The organism is Lactobacillus taiwanensis, from assembly GCF_017894345.1.
GTDB lineage: Bacteria > Bacillota > Bacilli > Lactobacillales > Lactobacillaceae > Lactobacillus > Lactobacillus taiwanensis.
This window is the reverse complement of the sequence record NZ_CP059276.1, coordinates 1,714,521-1,735,750: the sequence shown is the minus strand read 5'-3', so window position 1 is coordinate 1,735,750 and position 21,230 is coordinate 1,714,521. Positions and strand designations below refer to the sequence as shown.

Annotated in this window: 24 protein-coding genes; 22 read left to right on the top strand and 2 right to left on the bottom strand. The window is 33.7% G+C overall.

Features of this window, described 5'->3' with window-relative positions; genetic code table 11:
- Window positions 1-18 precede the first annotated feature (18 nt).
- The 5 genes from H1A07_RS08550 (at window position 19) to H1A07_RS08530 (ending at window position 3,656) form a co-directional block, all read left to right on the top strand.
- A complete protein-coding gene (locus tag H1A07_RS08550) occupies window positions 19-645 on the top strand; it encodes a histidine phosphatase family protein (RefSeq protein ID WP_210144939.1) in 627 nt (208 codons plus the stop codon).
- A gap of 8 nt (window positions 646-653) precedes the next feature.
- Window positions 654-1,253, top strand: a complete 600-nt coding sequence (locus H1A07_RS08545) for a histidine phosphatase family protein (RefSeq protein ID WP_094496939.1) — start codon at window positions 654-656, stop codon at window positions 1,251-1,253.
- A gap of 131 nt (window positions 1,254-1,384) precedes the next feature.
- Window positions 1,385-1,906 carry a TetR/AcrR family transcriptional regulator gene (locus tag H1A07_RS08540; RefSeq protein ID WP_210144938.1) on the top strand — a complete coding sequence of 174 codons (522 nt, stop codon included), beginning with the start codon at window positions 1,385-1,387 and terminating at the stop codon, window positions 1,904-1,906.
- 6 nt (window positions 1,907-1,912) lie between these two features.
- Window positions 1,913-2,965: an ABC transporter permease gene (locus tag H1A07_RS08535; RefSeq protein ID WP_057718673.1), complete on the top strand. Its 1,053-nt coding sequence runs from the start codon at window positions 1,913-1,915 to the stop codon at window positions 2,963-2,965.
- Between the two features lie 13 nt (window positions 2,966-2,978).
- Entirely contained in the window at window positions 2,979-3,656 is a 678-nt protein-coding gene (locus H1A07_RS08530) for an ABC transporter ATP-binding protein (protein WP_210144937.1), read from the top strand.
- A 53-nt stretch (window positions 3,657-3,709) separates the two neighbouring features.
- On the opposite strand, the gene H1A07_RS08525 is transcribed toward H1A07_RS08530, so the two are convergent.
- Window positions 3,710-5,122: a C69 family dipeptidase gene (locus H1A07_RS08525; RefSeq protein WP_210144936.1), complete on the bottom strand. Its 1,413-nt coding sequence runs from the start codon at window positions 5,120-5,122 to the stop codon at window positions 3,710-3,712.
- Between the two features lie 78 nt (window positions 5,123-5,200).
- On the opposite strand from H1A07_RS08525, the gene H1A07_RS08520 reads away from it, so the two are divergent.
- The 7 genes from H1A07_RS08520 to H1A07_RS08490 all read left to right on the top strand — a co-directional run bounded on the left by H1A07_RS08520 (window position 5,201) and on the right by H1A07_RS08490 (window position 10,359).
- Window positions 5,201-5,443 (top strand): hypothetical protein, encoded by a 243-nt coding sequence (locus H1A07_RS08520; RefSeq protein WP_004898039.1) that lies wholly within the window; start codon window positions 5,201-5,203, stop codon window positions 5,441-5,443.
- Between the two features lie 146 nt (window positions 5,444-5,589).
- Window positions 5,590-6,213 carry a TetR/AcrR family transcriptional regulator gene (locus tag H1A07_RS08515; RefSeq protein ID WP_057718669.1) on the top strand — a complete coding sequence of 208 codons (624 nt, stop codon included), beginning with the start codon at window positions 5,590-5,592 and terminating at the stop codon, window positions 6,211-6,213.
- 139 nt (window positions 6,214-6,352) lie between these two features.
- The gene (locus H1A07_RS08510; RefSeq protein WP_057718667.1) at window positions 6,353-6,889 is read left to right on the top strand and encodes an NADPH-dependent FMN reductase; all 537 of its coding nucleotides are present in this window, start codon (window positions 6,353-6,355) and stop codon (window positions 6,887-6,889) included.
- A 13-nt stretch (window positions 6,890-6,902) separates the two neighbouring features.
- Complete coding sequence (gene nfr2 / locus H1A07_RS08505; protein WP_210144935.1) at window positions 6,903-7,457, top strand: NADH-dependent flavin reductase subunit 2; 555 nt, start codon at window positions 6,903-6,905, stop codon at window positions 7,455-7,457.
- 124 nt (window positions 7,458-7,581) lie between these two features.
- The gene (locus H1A07_RS08500) at window positions 7,582-8,622 is read left to right on the top strand and encodes a MupG family TIM beta-alpha barrel fold protein (RefSeq protein ID WP_210144934.1); all 1,041 of its coding nucleotides are present in this window, start codon (window positions 7,582-7,584) and stop codon (window positions 8,620-8,622) included.
- A gap of 10 nt (window positions 8,623-8,632) precedes the next feature.
- Entirely contained in the window at window positions 8,633-9,436 is an 804-nt protein-coding gene (locus H1A07_RS08495) for a tyrosine-protein phosphatase (RefSeq protein WP_210144933.1), read from the top strand.
- Window positions 9,433-10,359, top strand: a complete 927-nt coding sequence (locus H1A07_RS08490; protein WP_057718660.1) for an FAD:protein FMN transferase — start codon at window positions 9,433-9,435, stop codon at window positions 10,357-10,359. The genes H1A07_RS08495 and H1A07_RS08490 overlap by 4 nt, the downstream gene beginning before the upstream one ends.
- 40 nt (window positions 10,360-10,399) lie before the next feature.
- Here the strand turns inward: H1A07_RS08490 and H1A07_RS08485 are convergent, their stop codons facing one another.
- Window positions 10,400-10,936: a CvpA family protein gene (locus tag H1A07_RS08485; protein WP_094496947.1), complete on the bottom strand. Its 537-nt coding sequence runs from the start codon at window positions 10,934-10,936 to the stop codon at window positions 10,400-10,402.
- A 199-nt stretch (window positions 10,937-11,135) separates the two neighbouring features.
- On the opposite strand from H1A07_RS08485, the gene rsmG reads away from it, so the two are divergent.
- From rsmG to croR, 10 genes are all read left to right on the top strand, one after another.
- Window positions 11,136-11,855, top strand: coding sequence for a 16S rRNA (guanine(527)-N(7))-methyltransferase RsmG (gene rsmG / locus H1A07_RS08480; RefSeq protein ID WP_210144932.1), 720 nt, complete (start codon window positions 11,136-11,138; stop codon window positions 11,853-11,855).
- A gap of 22 nt (window positions 11,856-11,877) precedes the next feature.
- A complete protein-coding gene (gene noc, locus H1A07_RS08475; protein ID WP_094499354.1) occupies window positions 11,878-12,759 on the top strand; it encodes a nucleoid occlusion protein in 882 nt (293 codons plus the stop codon).
- A gap of 14 nt (window positions 12,760-12,773) precedes the next feature.
- Window positions 12,774-13,547 carry a ParA family protein gene (locus H1A07_RS08470; protein ID WP_057718654.1) on the top strand — a complete coding sequence of 258 codons (774 nt, stop codon included), beginning with the start codon at window positions 12,774-12,776 and terminating at the stop codon, window positions 13,545-13,547.
- Window positions 13,531-14,412 carry a ParB/RepB/Spo0J family partition protein gene (locus H1A07_RS08465; RefSeq protein WP_057718653.1) on the top strand — a complete coding sequence of 294 codons (882 nt, stop codon included), beginning with the start codon at window positions 13,531-13,533 and terminating at the stop codon, window positions 14,410-14,412. The genes H1A07_RS08470 and H1A07_RS08465 overlap by 17 nt, the downstream gene beginning before the upstream one ends.
- A gap of 20 nt (window positions 14,413-14,432) precedes the next feature.
- Window positions 14,433-14,681 (top strand): DUF951 domain-containing protein, encoded by a 249-nt coding sequence (locus H1A07_RS08460; RefSeq protein WP_210144931.1) that lies wholly within the window; start codon window positions 14,433-14,435, stop codon window positions 14,679-14,681.
- 22 nt (window positions 14,682-14,703) lie between these two features.
- A complete protein-coding gene (gene ychF / locus H1A07_RS08455) occupies window positions 14,704-15,804 on the top strand; it encodes a redox-regulated ATPase YchF (protein WP_004898030.1) in 1,101 nt (366 codons plus the stop codon).
- A gap of 11 nt (window positions 15,805-15,815) precedes the next feature.
- Window positions 15,816-16,649 carry a DUF1129 domain-containing protein gene (locus H1A07_RS08450; protein WP_210144930.1) on the top strand — a complete coding sequence of 278 codons (834 nt, stop codon included), beginning with the start codon at window positions 15,816-15,818 and terminating at the stop codon, window positions 16,647-16,649.
- A gap of 135 nt (window positions 16,650-16,784) precedes the next feature.
- Window positions 16,785-18,515 carry an ABC transporter ATP-binding protein gene (locus H1A07_RS08445; RefSeq protein ID WP_210144929.1) on the top strand — a complete coding sequence of 577 codons (1,731 nt, stop codon included), beginning with the start codon at window positions 16,785-16,787 and terminating at the stop codon, window positions 18,513-18,515.
- A 13-nt stretch (window positions 18,516-18,528) separates the two neighbouring features.
- Window positions 18,529-20,385, top strand: coding sequence for an ABC transporter ATP-binding protein (locus H1A07_RS08440; protein ID WP_210144928.1), 1,857 nt, complete (start codon window positions 18,529-18,531; stop codon window positions 20,383-20,385).
- Between the two features lie 153 nt (window positions 20,386-20,538).
- A complete protein-coding gene (croR, locus tag H1A07_RS08435) occupies window positions 20,539-21,225 on the top strand; it encodes a response regulator transcription factor CroR (protein ID WP_210144927.1) in 687 nt (228 codons plus the stop codon).
- Window positions 21,226-21,230 lie beyond the last annotated feature (5 nt).

Here is a 21,230-nt window from a genome sequence, read left to right as displayed (position 1 = left end):
TAAAGGATTGTGAATTATATGGATCTGCTATTAGTAAGACACGGAGTAAGCGAACATAATGCTTCAGACATAATTTCTGGAGGCATAAGTAACCCTAATTTGAGTCAAACTGGTGTTAAGCAAGTTGAAGAAGTGAGTAAGTTAATTGACAATAGTAAACTTGATCGAGTATATGCAAGCCCATTAATTAGAGCTAAAAGAACAGCTCAAATTTTAACTGATTTTCAAAAAGAAATTATTACTGATGATCGACTTAGAGAAATGGATTTTGGTTCTTGGGAAGGACAACATGCTGAAGATCTTAAGATAAAATATCCTGATGCCTTCGATGATTTAGGAACTATTAATAGTAAATATGCAGAATATGCTGAAAGCGGTGAAACTTTTAGTCAAGTAGCAGATCGAGTTGAAGAATTTTTATCTGAGATTCAACCCGATGCTAATGACAAGACGATTATGATTGTTTGTCACGGATTTGTGATTAGGAGTTTAATAGCTAGATGGTTTAAACTAAAAATTGAAGATGTAATGACAGTAAGAAATGTTAGTTTTACTGAACTTCATTTTGAAAAAAATGATATTGAGCGCCCAAGATTAATGACATTTAATCGAGCAGAGCCCTTATATTATGGAATTAAGAGGTAAGATGCTTTATGAGAGTAGTAATTTTACGTCATGGAACTACTGAATTAAATAAAAAAGGTATGATTCAAGGCTCAAGCGTTGATCCGGATCTAAGTAAAGAAGGTCGTGCTTATGCAGAAAAAGCAGCTAAAAATTTCGATCCTAGTCAATTTGATGCAGTCTATGCTAGTCCGTTAAAAAGAGCACAAGAAACTGCTAGGATTTTTGTAGGGGATAATACTCCAATTAAGACAGATAAACGAATTGAGGAATTAAATTATGGTTCTTGGGATGGAAAATCATCCCTTGAATATCGTGCTAAATATCCCGATGCTTTTAATAAAAAAGGTTTAATTAACGATAATATCTATAAATACGCTTCAAGTGTTGAAAAGCGAGAAGATTTTAGAAAAAGAATCGCCTCATTCTTTGACGATTTGTATCAAAAACATGCTGATGATACAGTGCTAGTCGTTTGTCACGGTGTGGTAAGCAGAATGATCTGTGCTCATTTTTTAACTAATGGTGATATTAAGTATTTTGATCAAATGCAAAACTGTGGTTTGGCTGAATTAGATATTAATAAAGAATATGGGACTTTGGTTTACTATAATCGGGTTTTAGCGTAATAAATTTAAGGCTTGATTTTGATATCTTATCGAAATTAAGCATTTTTTGTACCTAGATGTTGACACAGTGTCACTTTGGGAATAGACTTAAGATGCATCAAAAGTGACACAATGTCACAAGGAGGAAAGACATGGTTAGTGAAACTTTTATAAATCTTTCAGATGAAAAGAAAACAAGAATAGAAAGAGCACTTTTGAAGGAATTCAGTACCTATCCTTTGGCTAAAGCTCAAGTAGCAAGAATCGTAAAGGATGCAGGAATTGCTCGAGGTGCATTTTACAAATATTTTGGTGATTTAAGAGATGCATATCTTTATCTTTATCGACTTGCGATGAAAGAGGTCCACATGGGCTCTCCGGCAAGACTAAAAGAATTTGATCCGGAATCTTTCTATCAAATGACTGTTAATTTTATTGATCAGACTAAAAATAGTATTTATTTTGATCTCATTAAACTACATCTTAGTCAGAATCAATCTTTTCTTGGAGATGATAAAAAGCAGAAGGATGCTTTTCTTAATCTCGACTCTCAAGTCTGGGCTGCCATGGTTTTAACTCATGAAGCAATAGATTTAGCTTTATTTGATAAAGAGAATAAAGAAAAAATTCTAAAAAGATACCATGAAAGTTTGTGTTTATTACAAAGGAAGTAGGCAAAAATGTTTTTAGCTCTAAAAGAAATAAAATACGAGAAGTTCCGGTACGGCTTAATTACATTGATGATTTTTTTAATTGCATATTTAATTTTTATGCTGTCATCATTGTCAGTAGGTCTAGCTTCAGAAAATACCCAAGCAGTTAATAGCTGGCAGACTCAAGCAGTGGTTTTGAATGACAATTCGAATGTAAGTTTAAGTCAGTCTTTGTTAACCAAAGAAGATCTAAAAGATTTTAAAAAGACAAAAAATGATAGCTATGTCGGGATAGTGCCAATTGTAATGAAAGAAAAGAAACATCAAACAATTTCAGCTCAATTTATTGGGTTGAATAAAGATGAGTACATCTATAAAGATTTGGAAGTAGTTTCTGGTCGTAAAGCAAAGCATAATGACGAAATAGCTGTTGATCAAATTCTCTGGAATAGAGGTTACCGCTTAGGTGATAAAGTAACCCTAAATGGTAGCAATCAAAAGTATAAAATCGTTGGTTTCTTAAAAAATGCCAAGATTAATATTGCGCCAATTGCTTATGGGACGATGGCAGCATGGAAGAAACTAAGACCAATGGCTCTGAATGTAGAAGCTTCTGGAATTATTTCTAAGAAAAACTTAGATTTTAAAGCTAAGAATGTTAGATCTTACGATAAGCAGACTTTTGTTAATAAATTACCTGGTTATACAGCCCAAAACTCAACTTTTGAATTAATGATTGGTTTTCTATTCGTAATTTCGTTGATTGTGATTGCCGTATTTTTATACATTTTAACTATTCAAAAAATGCCAAATTATGCTGTTTTACGAGCACAAGGTATCCCAAGCAAGACATTAATTGGTGCTACTCTTAGCCAATCATTAATTTTAGTAATTATAGGTACGGTCTTAGCATATCTTTTGATGTTGCTTACTGTTAGCGTAATGCCAGCCACTGTACCGATTGATTTTGCCCCATGGATCATGATTTCAACGTTTGCAGGGATGATTTTAATGGGGGCAATCGGTGGATTAATTCCGATTCGTTCAATTCTTAAGGTTGATCCTTCAAAGGCTGTGTAAGGGAGGCAGTTAAATGTCAGTAATTGAATTAAAAGATGTAAGCAAATCCTATGGTCAAGGAGATGCTAAGGTTAATGCTCTAAAAAATATAAATTTTGAAGCACAAAAAGGAGAGGTGGTTCTAATTGAAGGACCATCTGGAGCCGGTAAAAGTACATTTTTAACTATCGCTGGAGCTTTACAAAAACCGACTTCTGGTGAAGTTTTTATTGGAAAAAAAGATGTAACAAATTACTCTCCTAAACAAGCTGATGCTTTAAGACTAGATAAAATTGGCTTTGTACTTCAGGCTTATAATTTAGTGCCTTATTTAACTGTTAGAGAACAATTCATTTTAGTAGATAAAGTTAAAAAGACTGGTAATTTAAGTAAAGAAGCTCTTGATGGATTGCTAGATGAATTAGGAATTTCTCAACTAGTAAATAAATATCCTAAAGAATTATCCGGTGGTCAACAGCAAAGAGTTGCAATTGCTAGAGCACTATATGCAGATCCAGCAATTATTTTAGCTGATGAACCTACTGCTTCATTAGATAGTGAAAAGGTTGAAGAAGTGGGAAAACTATTTAAGACTTTAGCTAAACAAAAAGAAAAGGCTATTATTTTAGTTACCCATGATTTAAGACTTAATAAGTATTCTGACAAAATATATGAAATGTTAGATGGGCACTTGAGTTTGAAAAAGAAATAAAAAATACGCAGGTACAAATTTGTATCTGCGTATTTTTAGACTTTATGTTTTTATTACAAATTAGGATCAATCTTAAATCTCAATGGAGAATCTGCCGTTTGAGCGGTAATAAGTTTGGCAATTAATTTTTGATAGTTCTTAGTAGCAACATTAGCCAGTTTTTTGTTTGCTTCATTGACTAGATCAATTTTTTTAGTATTCTCTTTTTCTTGAGCTAATTTTTTATCATACTCAACTCGTAGTTTATTCAAAGCTAGATTCGTTGCTTTTTGGGTATTAACTAAATCAGTTGCATATTTACCCCAATTTCGATCAACTAAGACACTAGCCATTTTAAAGACCCAATAAGCGGAATTAGTAGTAAATTCTTCTTTTCCGTATTTAAACATAGTAGGTACTTTAGTTCCTTGGGGATAGAAGGGAATATAAACACTTTGAGCAGCAATTCCCATCGCGAGCCAATGAACCATATCTTCATCTCTGAGTTGTAACAAATGAGATTCTTGAGTGGTAGCAACAGCAATTGGTCGGTAAGCCGGTTGTCCTTCATTTTTAGAATTAGTTAAATCATATTTTGTGCCATTAAAGTGATCGCTTAAAACACGTTGAGCGTCTTGAATAGATACAGGGTGATCAGGTTTTCTAATAAATGGTAAATCAAAACTTTCTGGATCTTGGTTTATTGATGGGGTTAATAGCTTTTGTCCACTCCAAACACGTGGTGTATTGTAAGTTAGATCAGAATCATCATGTGTACCAAAAATTAGTCTAAAATTAAATGGTTTATTCTTTGGCCAGAGATTATTTTGATAAACGAAATTTTGAATATCGGGAGAGGTAATGAAATTCTTTTTATCATTAAAATCAATTACTTGAATTGCTAATTGATTAGCTACTACGGCATAAGAATCATCAGGAATACGCTGAGCAACATAATGATGACCAGAACCAATTTCCATATACCAGGCTTCATCTCTATCTGCAAATAAAATTCCATCTGCTTCAGCTGCGCCATGCTCTTGAACAATTTTACCTAGACGTTCAACACCTTCTCGAGCGGATTTGATGAATGGCAAGACAACTGTTATCATAGCTTCTTCTAAGATTCCTTTTTCTTCATCAAAAGGATCAAATGCCATTACTCGGTCGTTAGCATAAGCACTTTCCGTAGCGCTCATTGCAACGTGATATTCATTGATTCCATCTTCTTCAAATACACCATATTTATCTGTCCATTCAGGAGTGGAAGAATAAGAAAAACACTCGTCTGGTAATGTTATTTCAAATTTATTGTCTTTTGATTTAAAAATGTTATGTTTCTTTATTTGATGTGAATTAAAAGCAAGATGCTTTGGCCAAGCAGTTTTAGCATCTTCGTTTCGACCGATAATCACGCTATTATCTACAGTAGCTTTCTTACCGATTAAAATAGATGTACAAGATGAACGTCCAACAGGAGATGTCATAGGTTTCACACTTTCTATTAATATAATATAATCTATATTGTATAACGTAAAAAACTTAAAGTAAGCGAGGGTATTAAAATGGCAGAATTACCAGAAGATAAAAAAATCATTCTTACCACTGATTATAAAGATAATACCATTAACATGGAATTTTCTGACAATTTAGTTGATAATCGTGAAAAAGGTTATATTCTTTCAGCAGCATTTTTGGCATTTGCAGCAAATGAAGGCTTAGATAAACAACAAGTTATTGAAATGATTAATTCTCATTATGATCAATTTACTGGGGATGATGATTCAAGTTTATTTAAAAGATTATAGAATTTGATATAAATTTCTCCACTTTTTCACATTTTTGTTATAATATAAACACGGAGAAATAACAGATGTTAGGCAATTCTGCTATTTTTAGATGATCTCTATGTGTGAATATTTGTAAAAAATTTTAATTAAATGAGGTAATTAAAGTGGCTAGAAAAAAGGAAATAGATAAGCAAAGAATTCTTGATGCTGCTTATAAATTAGCAGTTCGTGGTGGAATTGAAAGTTTAACTGCAAGAAATATTGCTAAGGCAGTTAACTGCTCAACTCAACCAATTTATCTTGAATTTAAGAACATGCAAGACTTACGTAATCAAGTTTTAGCAAGAATTTCTGATGAATTGAAGTCTAATACTCTTCAACAAAACTTTACAGGTGAACCATTGATTGACTTAGATCTTTCATACTTGTACTTTGCTAAAGAACATGTTGACCTATTTAGAGCAATGTTTGTCGACGGTAAGTTTGGTAACCAAATGATTGTTGATACTTTAATGGGACTTGGAATTGAAAAATTCAAGCAACAATTTGATGCAGAACAATATTCCGATGAAAGATTAAAGCATATTGTGATTTCTAACTGGATTGCTGCTACTGGATTGGCAACTTTACTCATTAACAAGATGGTTAACTTTACGCAAGCACAAATGATTAGTGTATTGAAAGCACAAATTCACGATGCTATGTTAAACGACCGTCTTACTAATGTAGAAGAAAATCCATTGTTTGCAGCAGATGCAGATGCATCTCTTGAAGAACGTTTAGGCTAGTTGGATAAGTATAAATTAGGCACTACTTTTAAGTTAAAGTAGTGCCTTTTTTTGTTAAAATGATATTGTGACTTTTAAAATTATGAAATTAAAACGTATAATTTAAGAGATAGATAATTAATGAAAGGTAACGAAATAAATGAAGCTCTTTGCAATCGTCGGTAGCAACGCAGATCATTCTTATAATCGAGACTTGCTAAATTTTATTAAGAAACATTTTACTGGTAGATATGATATTGAATTAGGAGAAGTTAGAGATCTTCCAATGTTTAAAGAGGGGATTAAAGAACCAAGCAAAGTGGCAAGTTTTGCTAAAAAAGTTGCTGAGGCGGATGCTGTTTTAATCTCTACTCCAGAACAACAACACTCAGTTCCTTCATCTTTAAAGAGTGCGTTAGAATGGCTTTCATCAGCTGAACATCCTTTTAAAGATAAGCCAGTAGTTATTGTAGGAACTTCAGTTTTACCTCAAGGATCTGCTCGTGGACAAAGTCATTTGAAGATGGTTCTTTCTTCACCAGGATTTAGCGCCAAGGTATTTAATGGCGACGAATTTATGATGGGAACTGCTCCAGAACAGTTCGATGAAGATGGTAATTTACCAGATGGAACTGTTAAATTCTTGGATCATTTCTTTGATGAATTTGATAGTTTTTACGCTGAAGTAGGTAAGTAAGAGAGGGTTAAGCATGAAGTTATTAGCAATTGTTGGTACAAATGCAGATTTTTCATATAATCGTTTTTTAGAACAATTTATGGCTAAACGCTATCAAGACCAAGCTGAAATTGAAGTATATGAAATTGCTGATTTGCCGCCTTTTAAAAAGGAAGCTCAACCAGATAGCAACGTTGAAGAATTCAAGAATAAGATTCGTGAAGCAGATGGTGTGATTTTTGCTACACCTGAATATGATCACGGAATTCCCTCATCTTTAAAGAGTGCAATGGAATGGACAGGTAGCCATGCACAAGGAAATGCAAATGTAATGAAAATGAAACCAGCAATGGTTTTAGGAACATCTTATGGTATTCAAGGTGCGTCTAGAGCGCAAGAAGAAATGCGTGAAATATTACTTTCTCCTGATCAAAGCGCAAATGTTTTACCAGGAAATGAAGTTTTGATTGGTCATGCTGCAGATAAATTTGATAAAAATACTGGAGACTTATTAGATCAAGAAACAATCCATGCAATTGATTTAGCATTTAGTAACTTTGTTAAATTTGTTGAACAAACACAAAAGTAATTTAAAGTATATTTTCGCATATTAAAAGAACTAGATAGAATTTTCTATCTAGCTTTTTTTGTGATTAAAGTTTATCATCTTTTATGAAAGAAAGCATTTTCAAGCTTAGAAAAGAGAAATATAGATGCTCGGTTTTTCAGTTTACTTGGATAAAGATTTAACAGCAGATGACCATAACTATTTATTAGGAATGAGAAATGCTGGCTTTAATGAGGTATTTACTTCATTAACAGGATTAAATGATGAAGCAGATGTAATCTTAAAAAGATTGAATCAGTTAACTGGTTGGTGTAAAGATCTGGAGCTAAAGATAATAGCTGATGTATCGCAAGATGATTTGCATCGACTGGGATATGATTTAGATGATGTGGAGAAGTTGAAGACTCTAAATGTTACAGGCTTAAGAATTAATGATCAAGTCTTAATGAGATTTGTTTCTAAATTATCTAAATCAATGTGGGTTTCATTAAATGCTATTTATTTACAGCCAGAAGATATTACTCATTTGAAGGAAGAGGCAGCGAACTTTGATCATATTCGAGCCTTATTTGATTTTTACTCACAACCTGAAACAGGAATGGCTGATGATTGGTTTGAAGAGAAAAATCGTTGGCTTCGTAAATGTAATTTAGAAACCGCTGCATTTATTGCTGGAGATAGAGTAAAAAGAGGATCATTTTTTGCTGGAAAAACTACTCTTGAATCTCAACGCGGTATATATCCTTTAGCTGCTGCTTTAAATTTAAAGAAATTATCTTGCAGTAATGTTATCGTAGGCGATAGATTAACTAGTGAAACAATAAAGACTTTTGCGCGCTATACTAAGGATTATGCTATTACACTCCATTTAGATAAAAAAGTTCCGTTTTTGGAAGAAAATGAATGGCATAATTATTTATATCTGGCTAGAGATATTGTTCGACTCCATAACGAAGATGAACTTCCAAAATTTGAAGCTCAAGACTTACCACTTGATCGACTAGTTGGAACGGTTACAGTTAATAGTAGTGAAAACTTAAATAGTGGTGAAATTCATATCGCTAAACGAGATTTACCAGCGAGCCAAAAAGTAAGAGTACTTGGAAAAGTTGACGATAGTGAATGTAGTTTACTTTCAAATATTGAGCCTGGACAAAAAATTGTTTTTAAAAATTTAGAAAAGTAGGGATTGCAAAATGATTAGGCCAAATATTTTACCATTAGAACATGTGCCTAATGCACGTGACTTAGGTGGTTATGTAGGTTTTGATGGTCGAAAAATAAAAATGCACCGTCTCCTTAGAACTGGTAAATTGTGCCAAATGACTAAGGAAGATGAGACTTTTTTACTTAACTATGGTTTAACTAAGATAATTGACCTACGTTCACCTAAAGAAATCAAAAATGCACCTGATATTGTACCGACGGGTGTTGAACATATTGATAATCCGATTCATGGTAATCAGAATGTGGAAACAGATCAAAAAATTTTTCAATTAAAAAAGACATATACTAAAGATCAATATGCTGGCTTTAAAACAATGTGTTACCAATACCATTCCTCAGTTGGCAAAAAATATTCACAAAATGCCTTTAGAAATTTGCTTAATATTTTTGCTAATACTAAAGATGGAGCAATTATCTTTCATTGCTCTGAAGGAAAAGATCGTACGGGTTTAGCTACTGTTTTGATTTTATATTTACTTGGCGTTGATATGGAAACCATTCGGCAGGATTATTTATTTTCGAATTTAATGCTAGGCAAGTATCAGGCAATGATGAATCAAAAGATAATTGATGAAGGAGGCAGTGTGATTTTGCGAGCTAATGTTAGAAGTTTAGCTAGTGTGGCTAATGAATATTTAGATACTGCTCTTTTATTAATTGATGAAAAATATAATGGTTTAGACAATTATATTAAAAATGTTCTGAAGATTGATGACGATTTAATTCAAAGTTTAAGAGAATTATACTTAGAGCCAAAGAAGGTCTCAAAATGATAGAAAATTATGCTTCAAATCCAATTTCAAAAGTTGGGCGTGGATTAGGAACTGTAATTACATTACAAATTTATGGAGATCATAGTGAAAAGATTTTAGATCAAAGTTTTGACTTGATTGCAGGTTATGAGGATCGATTAACTGTAAATCGTGATCATTCTGAAGTAATGGATATTAATCATGCAGCTGGAGTTCATCCGGTTCAAGTTTCGGCAAGTACATATGATTTAATTAAATTAGCTGTCTATGAAAGTAAACAAAATTTTGGCTTTAATGCTTTGATTGGACCAGTTGTAAAGCTATGGCATATTGGGTTTAAAGGAGCGCATATTCCAACTGATGCTCAAATTAAAAAGAGAATGGCTTTAACTAATCCTGATGACGTTATATTATATGATGATGATCAAACTGTTTTTCTAACTAAAAAGGGAATGGAACTTGATCTAGGAGGAATTGCAAAAGGATATATTGCTGATAGGATTAGAGACTTATGGCATGCTTATGATGTAAGAGCTGGAATTATTAATTTAGGTGGCAATGTTTTATTTGTAAATAGTTCTCCTAAAAGAACAAGTGGTGAATGGATTTTAGGTGTTCAAGATCCAAAAAAGAAGCGCGGAGACAATCTTACAACGGCAACTGTTCATGAATGTTCAGCAGTAACCAGTGGAACGTACGAACGCTTTTTAGAGATTAATGGTAAAAAATATCACCATATTATTGATCCAAAGACTGGGTATCCAGTTAAAACGCATGTAGCAGGAGTTACGCTGTTTACCCGTGATTCAGTTCAAGCAGAAATTGAATGTAAACGACTATTTTTCGCTGGTCAACCGATTCCAGGATGGAAAAATGATAAGGCTGGTCGTTATGGAGCAATATTTGTATATGCCGATGACTCAATTGAAAGAGTTGGGGTATAAAAATAGGATTCGGAAATTTCCGAATCCTATTTTTGTTGAGTTATCCTACTGTACGACTAATACCAAAAATTGTCTTAAAGACACCATTTGATAGTCCTGGAGTATTATAAATAATTACTCGTAAAATTGGTGAATCCACTGTTTGTTGGATAAACCAAGGATTTTGAAAAGCTTGGCACATCGATAGGGCAACGTAAACTAGAAAGTAAGCAGCAATGAATGACACCAGTGCACCAAGTACGTTGTCTAATAGGTTACTGATGCCCTTTTTAGTCCGATCACGTTTAGGTAGCCAGCCCTTGAATATTTTCAGAATCATCTTTCCAATAAACCAAATTACAAAGAAAGCCAAGAAACGATATCCTATTAGTTCAAGACTAATGTTGCCAGTTGTTGGAACTAGTTTCCCTGAAAATTGTTCGTAGAACCAATTTCCTAAACTATTTTGACCTAGGATGGCAGCAGCAAATACAATTGCACCAAAAATCATATTAATAACACGTTGAGCAAATCCCAGCTGGTAGCCTTTATAAGTTTGGTAGCCAAGATAAAGAATCACAATAAGCGTAACAATCATGAAATTTAACTCCTTTTGCTAATCATTATAGCCTATAGATTTTAATTTAAATACATATTTTTTGGGACTTAGTTGTTTTTTGACGATTCTTAAAAAATACTCCATAATTAAATACGTTAGTTTATGATCATAATAGTATTGTTAACCGACTTTAATTGCGGTAAATTAGGAGTGTGAAACTAGGTTTCACGGGTGAAAAATGAATCCAGAAATTTTTGCAAAAGAACTCGCAAAATATGGCTTTGAACTTAGTGATAATCAAAAAGGCCAATTTGCGACATACTATAATAAATTAATTGAATTTAATAAAAAAGTTAATCTTACCAGAATTACTGATGAAGACGAGGTTTATTTAAAACATTTTTTTGATAGCATTACACCTTTTTTGGAATTTCCCGACCTATTTAAAGGCGAAAAGACCTTGTGTGATGTTGGAGCAGGAGCTGGTTTTCCTTCCTTACCAATTAAAATTTTATGTCCTAACTTGCGGATTACAATTGTTGATTCTTTGGGTAAACGATTGAAATTTTTAGACGAATTAGTAAATGATTTAGACTTAGATGAAGTTACTTTAGTTCATAGTCGCGCAGAAGACGCAGGACAAAATAAAAATTTACGAGAAAAATTTGATTTAGTCACTGGACGAGCAGTAGCAAGAATGAGTGTCTTGAGTGAATACTGCTTGCCATTAACTAAAGTCAATGGAGATCTGGTCGCGTTAAAAGGACCTAAGGCACAAGATGAATTAGCAGAAGCTAAACATGCAATTGAAGTGTTAGGGGGAGAAGTTGAAGACGTTAAGGAATTAACTCTTCCTGATACTGATGATGAGCGTACATTAATCATAGTCAAAAAAGTAAAGACTACACCAAAGAAATATCCGCGTCAGGCTGGTACGCCGAATAAAAAACCACTTTAAATTTGATTGGGGGATTTGAAATATGGCATTTTCATTATTTGGCAATCGTCAAAAAAAGATTCCTGAAAGTAAGCAGGTTCAAGAGATTGAATTAGATAAAATTATTCCTAATCGCTATCAGCCACGTCATACTTTTAGTGATGAATCAATTGAAGAATTAGCTGCTACTCTAAAAGAACAAGGGCTATTACAACCTATTATTCTTCGCAAGCCCGCTGATGGTCCTGAGGGAGAGTATGAAATCATTGCTGGAGAACGTCGTTTCCGTGCTGCTCAGTCATTAAATTGGGCTAAAATTCCAGCAATTGTTGAAGATATGGATGATGAAAAAGCAGCCTCCTTGGCTTTAGTTGAAAATCTACAACGTGAAAATCTTAATCCAATTGATGAAGCGCAAGCTTATGTTCAATTAATGAAGGTTAATAACTTAACTCAAACCGAATTGGCTGCTCAAATGGGTAAGACTCAATCTTATATTGCTAATAAAATTAGATTGCTCAAGCTTACACCAAAAGTACAAGGCTTTTTAATTGATAAGAAAATCTCACAACGGCATGGACGTGCTCTTTTAGCTTTGAATGAAGAAGATCAAGATACTGCTGTTAGTGAAATTGTTAAGAATGGTTTAACAGTAAAAGAAACCGAAAAGATGGTAAAAGATCTTGATGGTTATTTTGAAGCACAAGAAAAGGCTAAAGAGGAAGAACTTCAAGCAGATAAACCTAAAAAAGAGAAAAAAGCTAAGAAAAAGGTCCAAGTTCGAACAGCTAATGACTTTAAAGTACAAATAAATACCATTAAAAAAGCAATTAAGATGGCAAAAGATTCAGGAATGACTGTGAAATATAAAGAAGATAAAAAGGGAGATTCCTATAAGATTACTATTGAATTGCTTAAAAAGTAAGCAAAGGGGTAAATATGGTTCAAATTATTTCGGTTGCTAATCAAAAAGGCGGCGTTGGTAAAACAACTACAACAATTAATTTAGGTGCCAGTATTGCAAATCATGGTTATAAAGTTTTAATTGTTGATATTGATCCGCAAGGAAATGCGACATCTGGTTTAGGCATTGAAAAATCTTCTGTAGATAAGGATATCTATAATGTTTTAATTGATGAAATTTCTTTGTCTGAAACAATTCATCATACTGAAACTAAGAATCTTGATGCAGTTCCAGCTACGATACAATTAGCTGGTGCTGAGATGGAATTAACTTCAATGATGGCCCGTGAAACTAGATTAAAACAAGGAATTGATGAAGTAAGTCATGAATATGATTTTATTTTAATTGATTGTCCACCTTCTTTAGGACAACTTTCAATTAATGCTTTTACAGCTTCAGATTCAATTTTAATCCCAGTTCAAAGCGAATATTATGCAATGGAAGGCTTAAGTCAGCTGTTAAATACAATTCGCTTAGTTCAAAAGCATTTTAATAAAAACTTAGGCGTTGAAGGAGTTCTTTTAACAATGCTTGATGCAAGAACTAATTTAGGTGCAGAAGTTGTTAAGGAAGTACAATCCTACTTTAATAAAAAAGTTTATAAAACCATTATTCCGAGAATTACTAAATTGGCAGAAGCACCAAGTTATGGTCAACCAATTACAGAATATGCGCCGAAATCTCGGGGCTCACAAGTGTATGATTCCTTAGCAAAAGAGGTGTTGAAAGCTCATGGTAAAAAACTCTAAAGAACCTAAAAAACGTGGTCTTGGACGTGGATTAGAAGCTTTATTTGATGAAAGCCCGCAAGTTCAAGAAACTGAAGAAATTACAGAAATTCCTTTAGATGAAATTAGACCCAATCCTTATCAACCTAGAAAAACGTTTGATAATAAAAGCTTAAAGGAACTCTCTGAATCCATTAAAGAAAATGGCGTCTTTCAGCCAATTATTATTCGTAAATCAGTTAATGGTTACGAGATTATTGCGGGTGAGCGACGTTTTCGTGCTTCCAAATTAGCTAAGAAAAAAACAATTCCAGCTATTATTCGTAAATTTGATGAAGCACAAATGATGGAAGTTGCAGTTTTGGAAAACTTGCAACGTGAAGATCTAACACCTTTAGAAGAAGCTCAAGCTTATGAAATGCTTCAAAAGAATCTGGGCTTAACTCAAGCTGAAGTTTCAAAAAGATTAGGAAAGTCTCGACCATATATTGCTAACTATCTTCGTTTGCTTACCCTGCCACAAAAAACTAAGCGTCTTCTCCAAAGAGGAGAACTATCAATGGGTCAAGCAAGAACTCTGCTGGGATTAAAAGATAAAGATGGTATTGATGACCTAGCTCGAAAAGTAGTTAAGAATGGAATCACTGTCCGTCAATTAGAGTCATTAGTAGCTAAATTAAACGAAAAAGAAAAGAAACCCAAGAAAAAGTCTATTAAAAAATCTGCTTTCATTCGGGCTAGTGAGTCTCAATTAACTGATAAATTTGGTACTAGTGTAAATATTACCGAAGGCAAAAAGGGAAATGGTCATTTAGCCATTGATTTTGCATCAACTGATGAATTAAATCGAATTTTGGATTTACTAGGAATTAATTTAGATAAATAATTAATAGGAGTTGATTTTTCATGTATCATTTGGGCGATGTAGTACAGATGAAAAAACCACATGCATGTGGTGAAAATAAGTGGGAAATCTTGCGAATGGGTGCAGACATTCGCATTAAGTGCTTAGAGTGTGGTCATTTAATTATGATGCCTCGAGCAGAATTCAATAAAAAATTAAAAAAAGTGCTGCATGCAGCAAATGATCCTGTTACCTTAAAAGAAGAACATTATGTTCCAAAGGAAAATATTGCTGTACCGCACTTTGAATAAAATCAATTAAGAGGAGAATAATATGTCATTAACTGCAGGTATTGTTGGATTACCAAATGTAGGTAAATCTACTTTGTTTAACGCGATTACTAAAGCTGGTGCCGAAATGGCAAACTATCCATTTGCTACAATCGAGCCAAATGTGGGGATGGTTGAAGTTCCAGATAGTCGTCTAGCTCGTATTCAAGAATTAATTCCAGCTAAGAAGATTGTTCATACTACATTTGAATTTACTGATATTGCTGGTTTAGTAAAGGGTGCATCAAAAGGTGAAGGACTTGGAAATAAGTTCCTTGAAAATATCCGCCAAACCGATGCAATTGTTCACGTTGTTCGTGCTTTTGATGATGACAACATTACCTCAGTTACTGGTAAGGTTGATCCGGAAGAAGATATCAACACAATTAATCTGGAATTAGCAATTGCGGACTTAGATGCAGTTAACCGTAGAATTGGAAAAGTTCAAAAGGTTGCTCAACAAGGCGATAAGGAAGCTAAAGCTGAATTAGCTGTTTTAAATAAATTAAAGCCAGTTCTTGAAGAAGGTAAGGCTGCTCGTTCAATTGACTTTAATGAAGATGAACAAAAGATCGTTAAGGGACTATTCTTACTTACTTCTAAGCCAGTTATTTATGTTGCTAATATTGCTGAAAGTTCAATGGCTGATCCAGAAAGTGACAAGTACTACCAAATTGTTAAAAAGCATGCTGAAAGTGAAAATGCAGAGGCCTTAGGAATTAGTGCAGCTACTGAAGAAGAAATTGCTTCAATGGATGAAGATGAAAGAAAAGAATTTCTTGAAATGGAAGGCGTTGAAGAGTCTGGACTTGATCGCTTGATTAAGGCTGCTTACCACATTTTAGGCCTTCGTACTTTCTTTACTGCTGGTGGTCCTGAGACTCGTGCATGGACTTTCCATGAAGGCATGAAAGCACCACAAGTTGCAGGTGTTATTCACTCAGACTTTGAACGTGGATTCATTCGAGCAGAAGTTGTTTCATTTGATGATTTAAATGAGCTTGAAACCATGCAAAAAGTTAAAGAAGCTGGAAAGCTTCGTCTTGAAGGAAAAGATTATGTAGTTCAAGATGGGGATATTATTGAATTTAGATTTAATGTTTAGGAGTTTTTTGAATGGATCCAAAAGATCAAAATAAAAGTAAAAATACTGAAGCTGCCAAGAACTCAACAGCAGGTAATGCGCAACAAGAAAAATTAAAAAAGGCACATGAACAAAATGCTCGTGATGAAGAGATTAAAAAGATGTCTCCGAAAGAATTGCGTAATAAGTTGAGTAATAAAAACCAAGATTATATTTTTCGTTTGGAGAAGTTTTTGACAGAAGATCAAAACTATACTATGGATCAAGTAGAGCCAGCAATTGATCAAATTTTGCCAGAAATTATTGTTGCGCAACGTAAAGGAATTCCAGCATCTAACTTATATCAAAAAGCTCCAAGAGAAAAAGCAATCGAAATTGCTAATCCTAAAAAAGAAGCACCTAAGACTAAGTTTTGGATGCATGCCGTAGATAATGGTTTGTTATACTTTGTTATCTTTGCTGGATTTTTTGGTGTAGTACAACTATTTAGCAACAGTTCTAAGCAACAAGATCGTATGCAACAATTGGGTATTTTAACTGTTGCATCAGTTACAATTTTATTTGGTATTTTAATGGCATACTACACTGAGTTAATTACTAGGGATAAAAGTAAACGTCCACCAATGTGGCAAATTATTTTGATAGGTGTATTTTTAGTCGGAATCATAATGGTTTGGATTCAATTTACAACAATGCCATTTATGCGAGTGATTAATCCTGTATTAAACCCATGGGTTTACATTGTATTAGCGGTAATTGCCTTCTTTGTTCGCAGATGGTTCCGTCAAAAGTACCATGTTGTTGATCCATTGCAAATTAAGCGTCAAAATGAAATTGCCGCTAGAAGACAAAATCGTCGAAATTAAAAGCGTGACTATTTATTTAAATTAGTCTACAGTATAAATAAAGATAACAAATAATTTATTGGTTAGGGGAGTGAATAGACGGCGCGAGGCGTCTATTTATTTTTATCTTTTTTAAGTAAAGAACGGGGGTTTTATATGGTTAATGAGTTACGTAAGTCAATTAGACAATACAAAAAATTGTCGTTGACTTCCCCAGTCCTGGTTGCAGGTGAAGCTTTAATTGAAATGCTGATCCCGTACTTGGTTGGTATTCTAATTGATAGGGGAATTATGAAAGGGAATATGGGCTATATCAATAAATGGGGCCTAATTCTTTTTGTATTAACTTTAATTTCTTTAGCATTAGGTGCAAGTGCTAGTTATGTTTCTGCACATGCAGCGGCGGGATTTGCAGCTAATTTAAGAAAAGATATGTTTTATCATATTCAAGATTTTTCTTTTAGTAATATCGATAAGTTTTCTAGTGCTAGTTTGGTAACACGTCTAACAACAGACGTAACTAATGTTCAAAACGCATATCAAATGCTTATTAGAATTGCTGTTCGTGCGCCATTAATGCTAGTTTTTTCAATTATTATGTCAATCGTTATCAGTCCTAGATTATCTTTAATCTTTGTGGTAATTGCCCCAATTTTCGTCTTGATTTTAGCATTAATTATTAAAAGTGCATATCCTTACTTCCCACGTATTTTTAGAGGATATGATGCAATGAACCAAGATGTTCGTGAAAATATTCGCGGAATTAGAGAAGTAAAGACTTATGTTCAAGAAGAAGCCCAAATTGAAAAGTTTGAAAAGTCATCTGGTTTTATTTATAAACTTTTCTCAACTGCGCAAAAGATTATGTCACTTAATGCGTTAGTTGTAATGGCAGTTCTTAATATTTCAACTTTAGCAATCTGTTGGTTTGGTGCCAAAGAAATCGTTGGTGGAAGTTTACAAACTGGACAATTAGTTTCTATGTTTTCGTATTCAAACTCTGTTTTGTTTAGTTTAAATATTTTAGCTATGATCACTACACAATTAGTTATTTCTGAAGCTAGTGGTAAACGTATTGCAGCTGTCTTAACCGAAAAGCCAGCAATCGAAAATCCACGTAAACCTCTTAAAGACGTAACTAATGGAGATATTATTTTTGATCATGTTAACTTCAAATACTCACCAGATGAAAAGCACTATGCTTTAGAGGATATTAACTTACATATTACCCCTGGGGAAACAATCGGTATTATCGGTGAGACTGGATCATCTAAATCAACTTTAGTTTCAATGATTCCTCGTCTTTACGATGTAACGTCTGGTGCAGTTAGAGTAGCTGGCCATAATGTTAAATCATACGAATTGAAGGCTCTTCGTGATAAAGTTGCAATGGTTTTACAAAAGAATGTTTTGTTTAGTGGAACTGTTGAAGAAAACCTAAAATGGGGAAACGAAAATGCAACACATGAAGAAGTTGTAGTTGCAGCTAAGGTTGCTCATGCAGATGGCTTTATTCGTGAAATGCCAGATGGCTACAATACAATGATTGAACAAGGCGGGAATAATGTTTCGGGTGGACAAAAACAACGTCTGACTATTGCTCGTGCACTTTTGAAGAATCCAGAAATTTTAATTTTAGATGATTCAACCTCTGCTGTGGATACGACAACTGAGCGTGAAATTCGTGAATCTTTGGCAAAAGACATGCCTCATACTACTAAGATTATTATTTCTCAAAGAGTAGTTTCCATTAAAGATGCCGATCGAATTATTGTTATGGAACACGGTAAGATTCAAGCAATTGGAACACACGAAGAATTAATGAAAACCAATGAACTTTATCGTTCAATTGCTAAGTTCCAAGAAGAAAATAATGCGGGAGAGTAGGTGAGAGTAAGTTATGGATCAAGTAAAAAAAAGAACCCAACCTAAAGGAAACAGGATAAAAGTTCTTGGTCGTTTATTAAAATTAGTTTTGACAACTAGCCCTTGGATGTTAGTTGTTTCAATAATTACTATTGTTTTAGCAGCTGCTTCTGCTGTAATTGGATCGCTATTTATTGAGCGACTGATTGATACTTACGTAACACCACTCTTACATGAAAAAGTTCCGAATTATGGTCCACTTCTAAACGCGATTTTGGTAATGTTTGGGATTTATGCAATTGGCTTCATCTCTAACTATCTTTTCAGTATGCTAATGGGTGTTTTAGCTCAAAAAGTTCAGTTCCGTGTCCGTAATGAAACATTTGCTCATATGGAATCTTTGCCAATTGCTTATTTTGATCAAAATAATTATGGGGATATCATGAGTCGTTATACTAACGATATTGATACCTTGATGCAAATGATTTCGCAGTCATTGCCGCAATTCTTAAATTCAGCATTGAGTTTGATTTTTGTTATTGTAGCCATGTTTAGTTTAAGCTGGCAACTAACTTTATTCTCATTTATTATTTTTGCTTTATCATTTGGAATTGTTAGATTTTTAACTATTAAATCTAGTTATTACTTCAAAGTACAACAGAATAAATTAGGACAAATCAATGGTTATAACGAAGAGATGCTTAATGGTTTAAAAGTTATTAAGGTCTTCTCTCATGAACCTGAAGCTGAAGAAGGGTTTGATAAGTTTAACGAAGAGTTACGTGGAGCTTCTGGAAAAGCTAATACATATGCAACAATCTTATTCCCAATTATGGGTAACATGGGAAACTTATTATATGTCTTAATTGCATTTATTGGAGGAGCAGCTGCAATTAATGGTTGGGCTCCACTAACCTTAGGTGCAATTGCTTCATTCTTACAGTTATCGCGTCAATTTAGTATGCCAATTGCTCAAATTTCACAGCAATTGAACTCAATTGTTCTAGCTTTAGCTGGTGCTCAAAGAATTTTTGCACTAGAAGATGAACCATCTGAAATTGATAATGGAGATGTTATTATGTCTCCTAATCAAGAAGTTAAGAATAGCTGGTACTGGGATGTGCCAGAAAAGAATGGCTATATTAAAAAAGTTCCAATTAAAGGTCACATTGTCTTTGATCACGTTAACTTCTCATATGTTCCAGAACATCAAATCTTGTATGATATTAATATCAATGCCAAACCTGGTATGAAAGTCGCTTTGGTTGGTGAAACGGGAGCAGGCAAGACAACTATTTCTAACATGCTTAACCGCTTCTATGAGATTCAATCCGGAAAGATAACCTATGATGGTGTTCCAATTTCTCAAATTAGAAAAAATGATTTGAGACATTCTTTGTCGATTGTTTTACAAGAAACTCACCTCTTTACTGGAACTATTATGGATAATATTCGTTTTGGTAAACCTGATGCTAGTGATGATGAAGTATATCAAGCTGCGCGTTTAGCACATGCAGATGAGTTTATTCATGAACTTGATGACGGATATGAAACTGTAATTGATGGTGATGGCGGCGATTTGTCGCAAGGCCAAATGCAACTGCTCAGTATTGCTAGAGCGATGATTGCGGATGAACCGGTAATGATTCTAGATGAAGCAACTTCAAGTATTGATACTAGAACTGAACGTATGGTTCAAGCCGGTATGGACAACTTACTTGCTGGTAGGACAAGTTTTGTTATTGCTCACCGTTTATCAACAATTGTTAACTCAGATCTTATTTTGGTTCTAGACCATGGTCATATTATTGAACGTGGTACCCATGAAGAACTTTTGAAACAAAAAGGTTACTACTACGAGTTGTACACTGGTAAAAAAGAATTAGATTAATTAAAAAATGGAGTCTAGAGATTTTTCCTAGGGTCCATTTTTTATAATTCTTTAAAAACGTGGTTTAATTTAGGTAATTAAAAGGAAAACAGGTAAAATATTAATAATAGATTTTTTAATGTGATAAATAATTATAGATAAGGAGCAATCCTCATGAAGATCTTAGTTGTTGATGATGATAAAGAAATCGTTGAATTATTAAGTATATATTTAAAAAATGAAGGTTATGAGCCAATTGCTGCCTATAGCGGTAAAGAAGCTTTAACGAAACTTTCTACTAATCCAGAAATTGCATTAATGATTCTTGATATTATGATGCCACAAATGTCAGGAATTGAAGTTATCAAGGAAGTTAGAAAAGATTCAGAGATTCCAATTTTAGTGGTTTCTGCTAAGACTAGTGATATGGACAAGATTCAAGGCTTGATTACTGGAGCAGATGACTATGTAGTTAAACCATTTAATCCATTAGAAGTAATGGCACGTGTAAGATCACTTCTTCGTCGTAGCCAGAAGGAAGTAAAAGATGATAAGCCAGATGTATTAGAGGTAGGACCTTTAGTGATCAATAAAGATTCACATGAAGTTAAAACTTTAACTGGTAAGGTTATCCAATTAACTGCCTTAGAGTTTGGAATTTTATATATGCTTGCTAGCCATTCTAATCGAGTTTTTAGTGCTGATGAGATATTCGAAAGAGTATGGCAACAAGAATCAGTTGTTTCTGCTAAAACTGTTATGGTACACGTTTCTCACTTACGTGATAAGATTCAAAAGGCAACTGATGGTGAAGAAGTTATTCAAACAGTCTGGGGAGTAGGCTATAAAGTAGAGGCTTAGTAGGG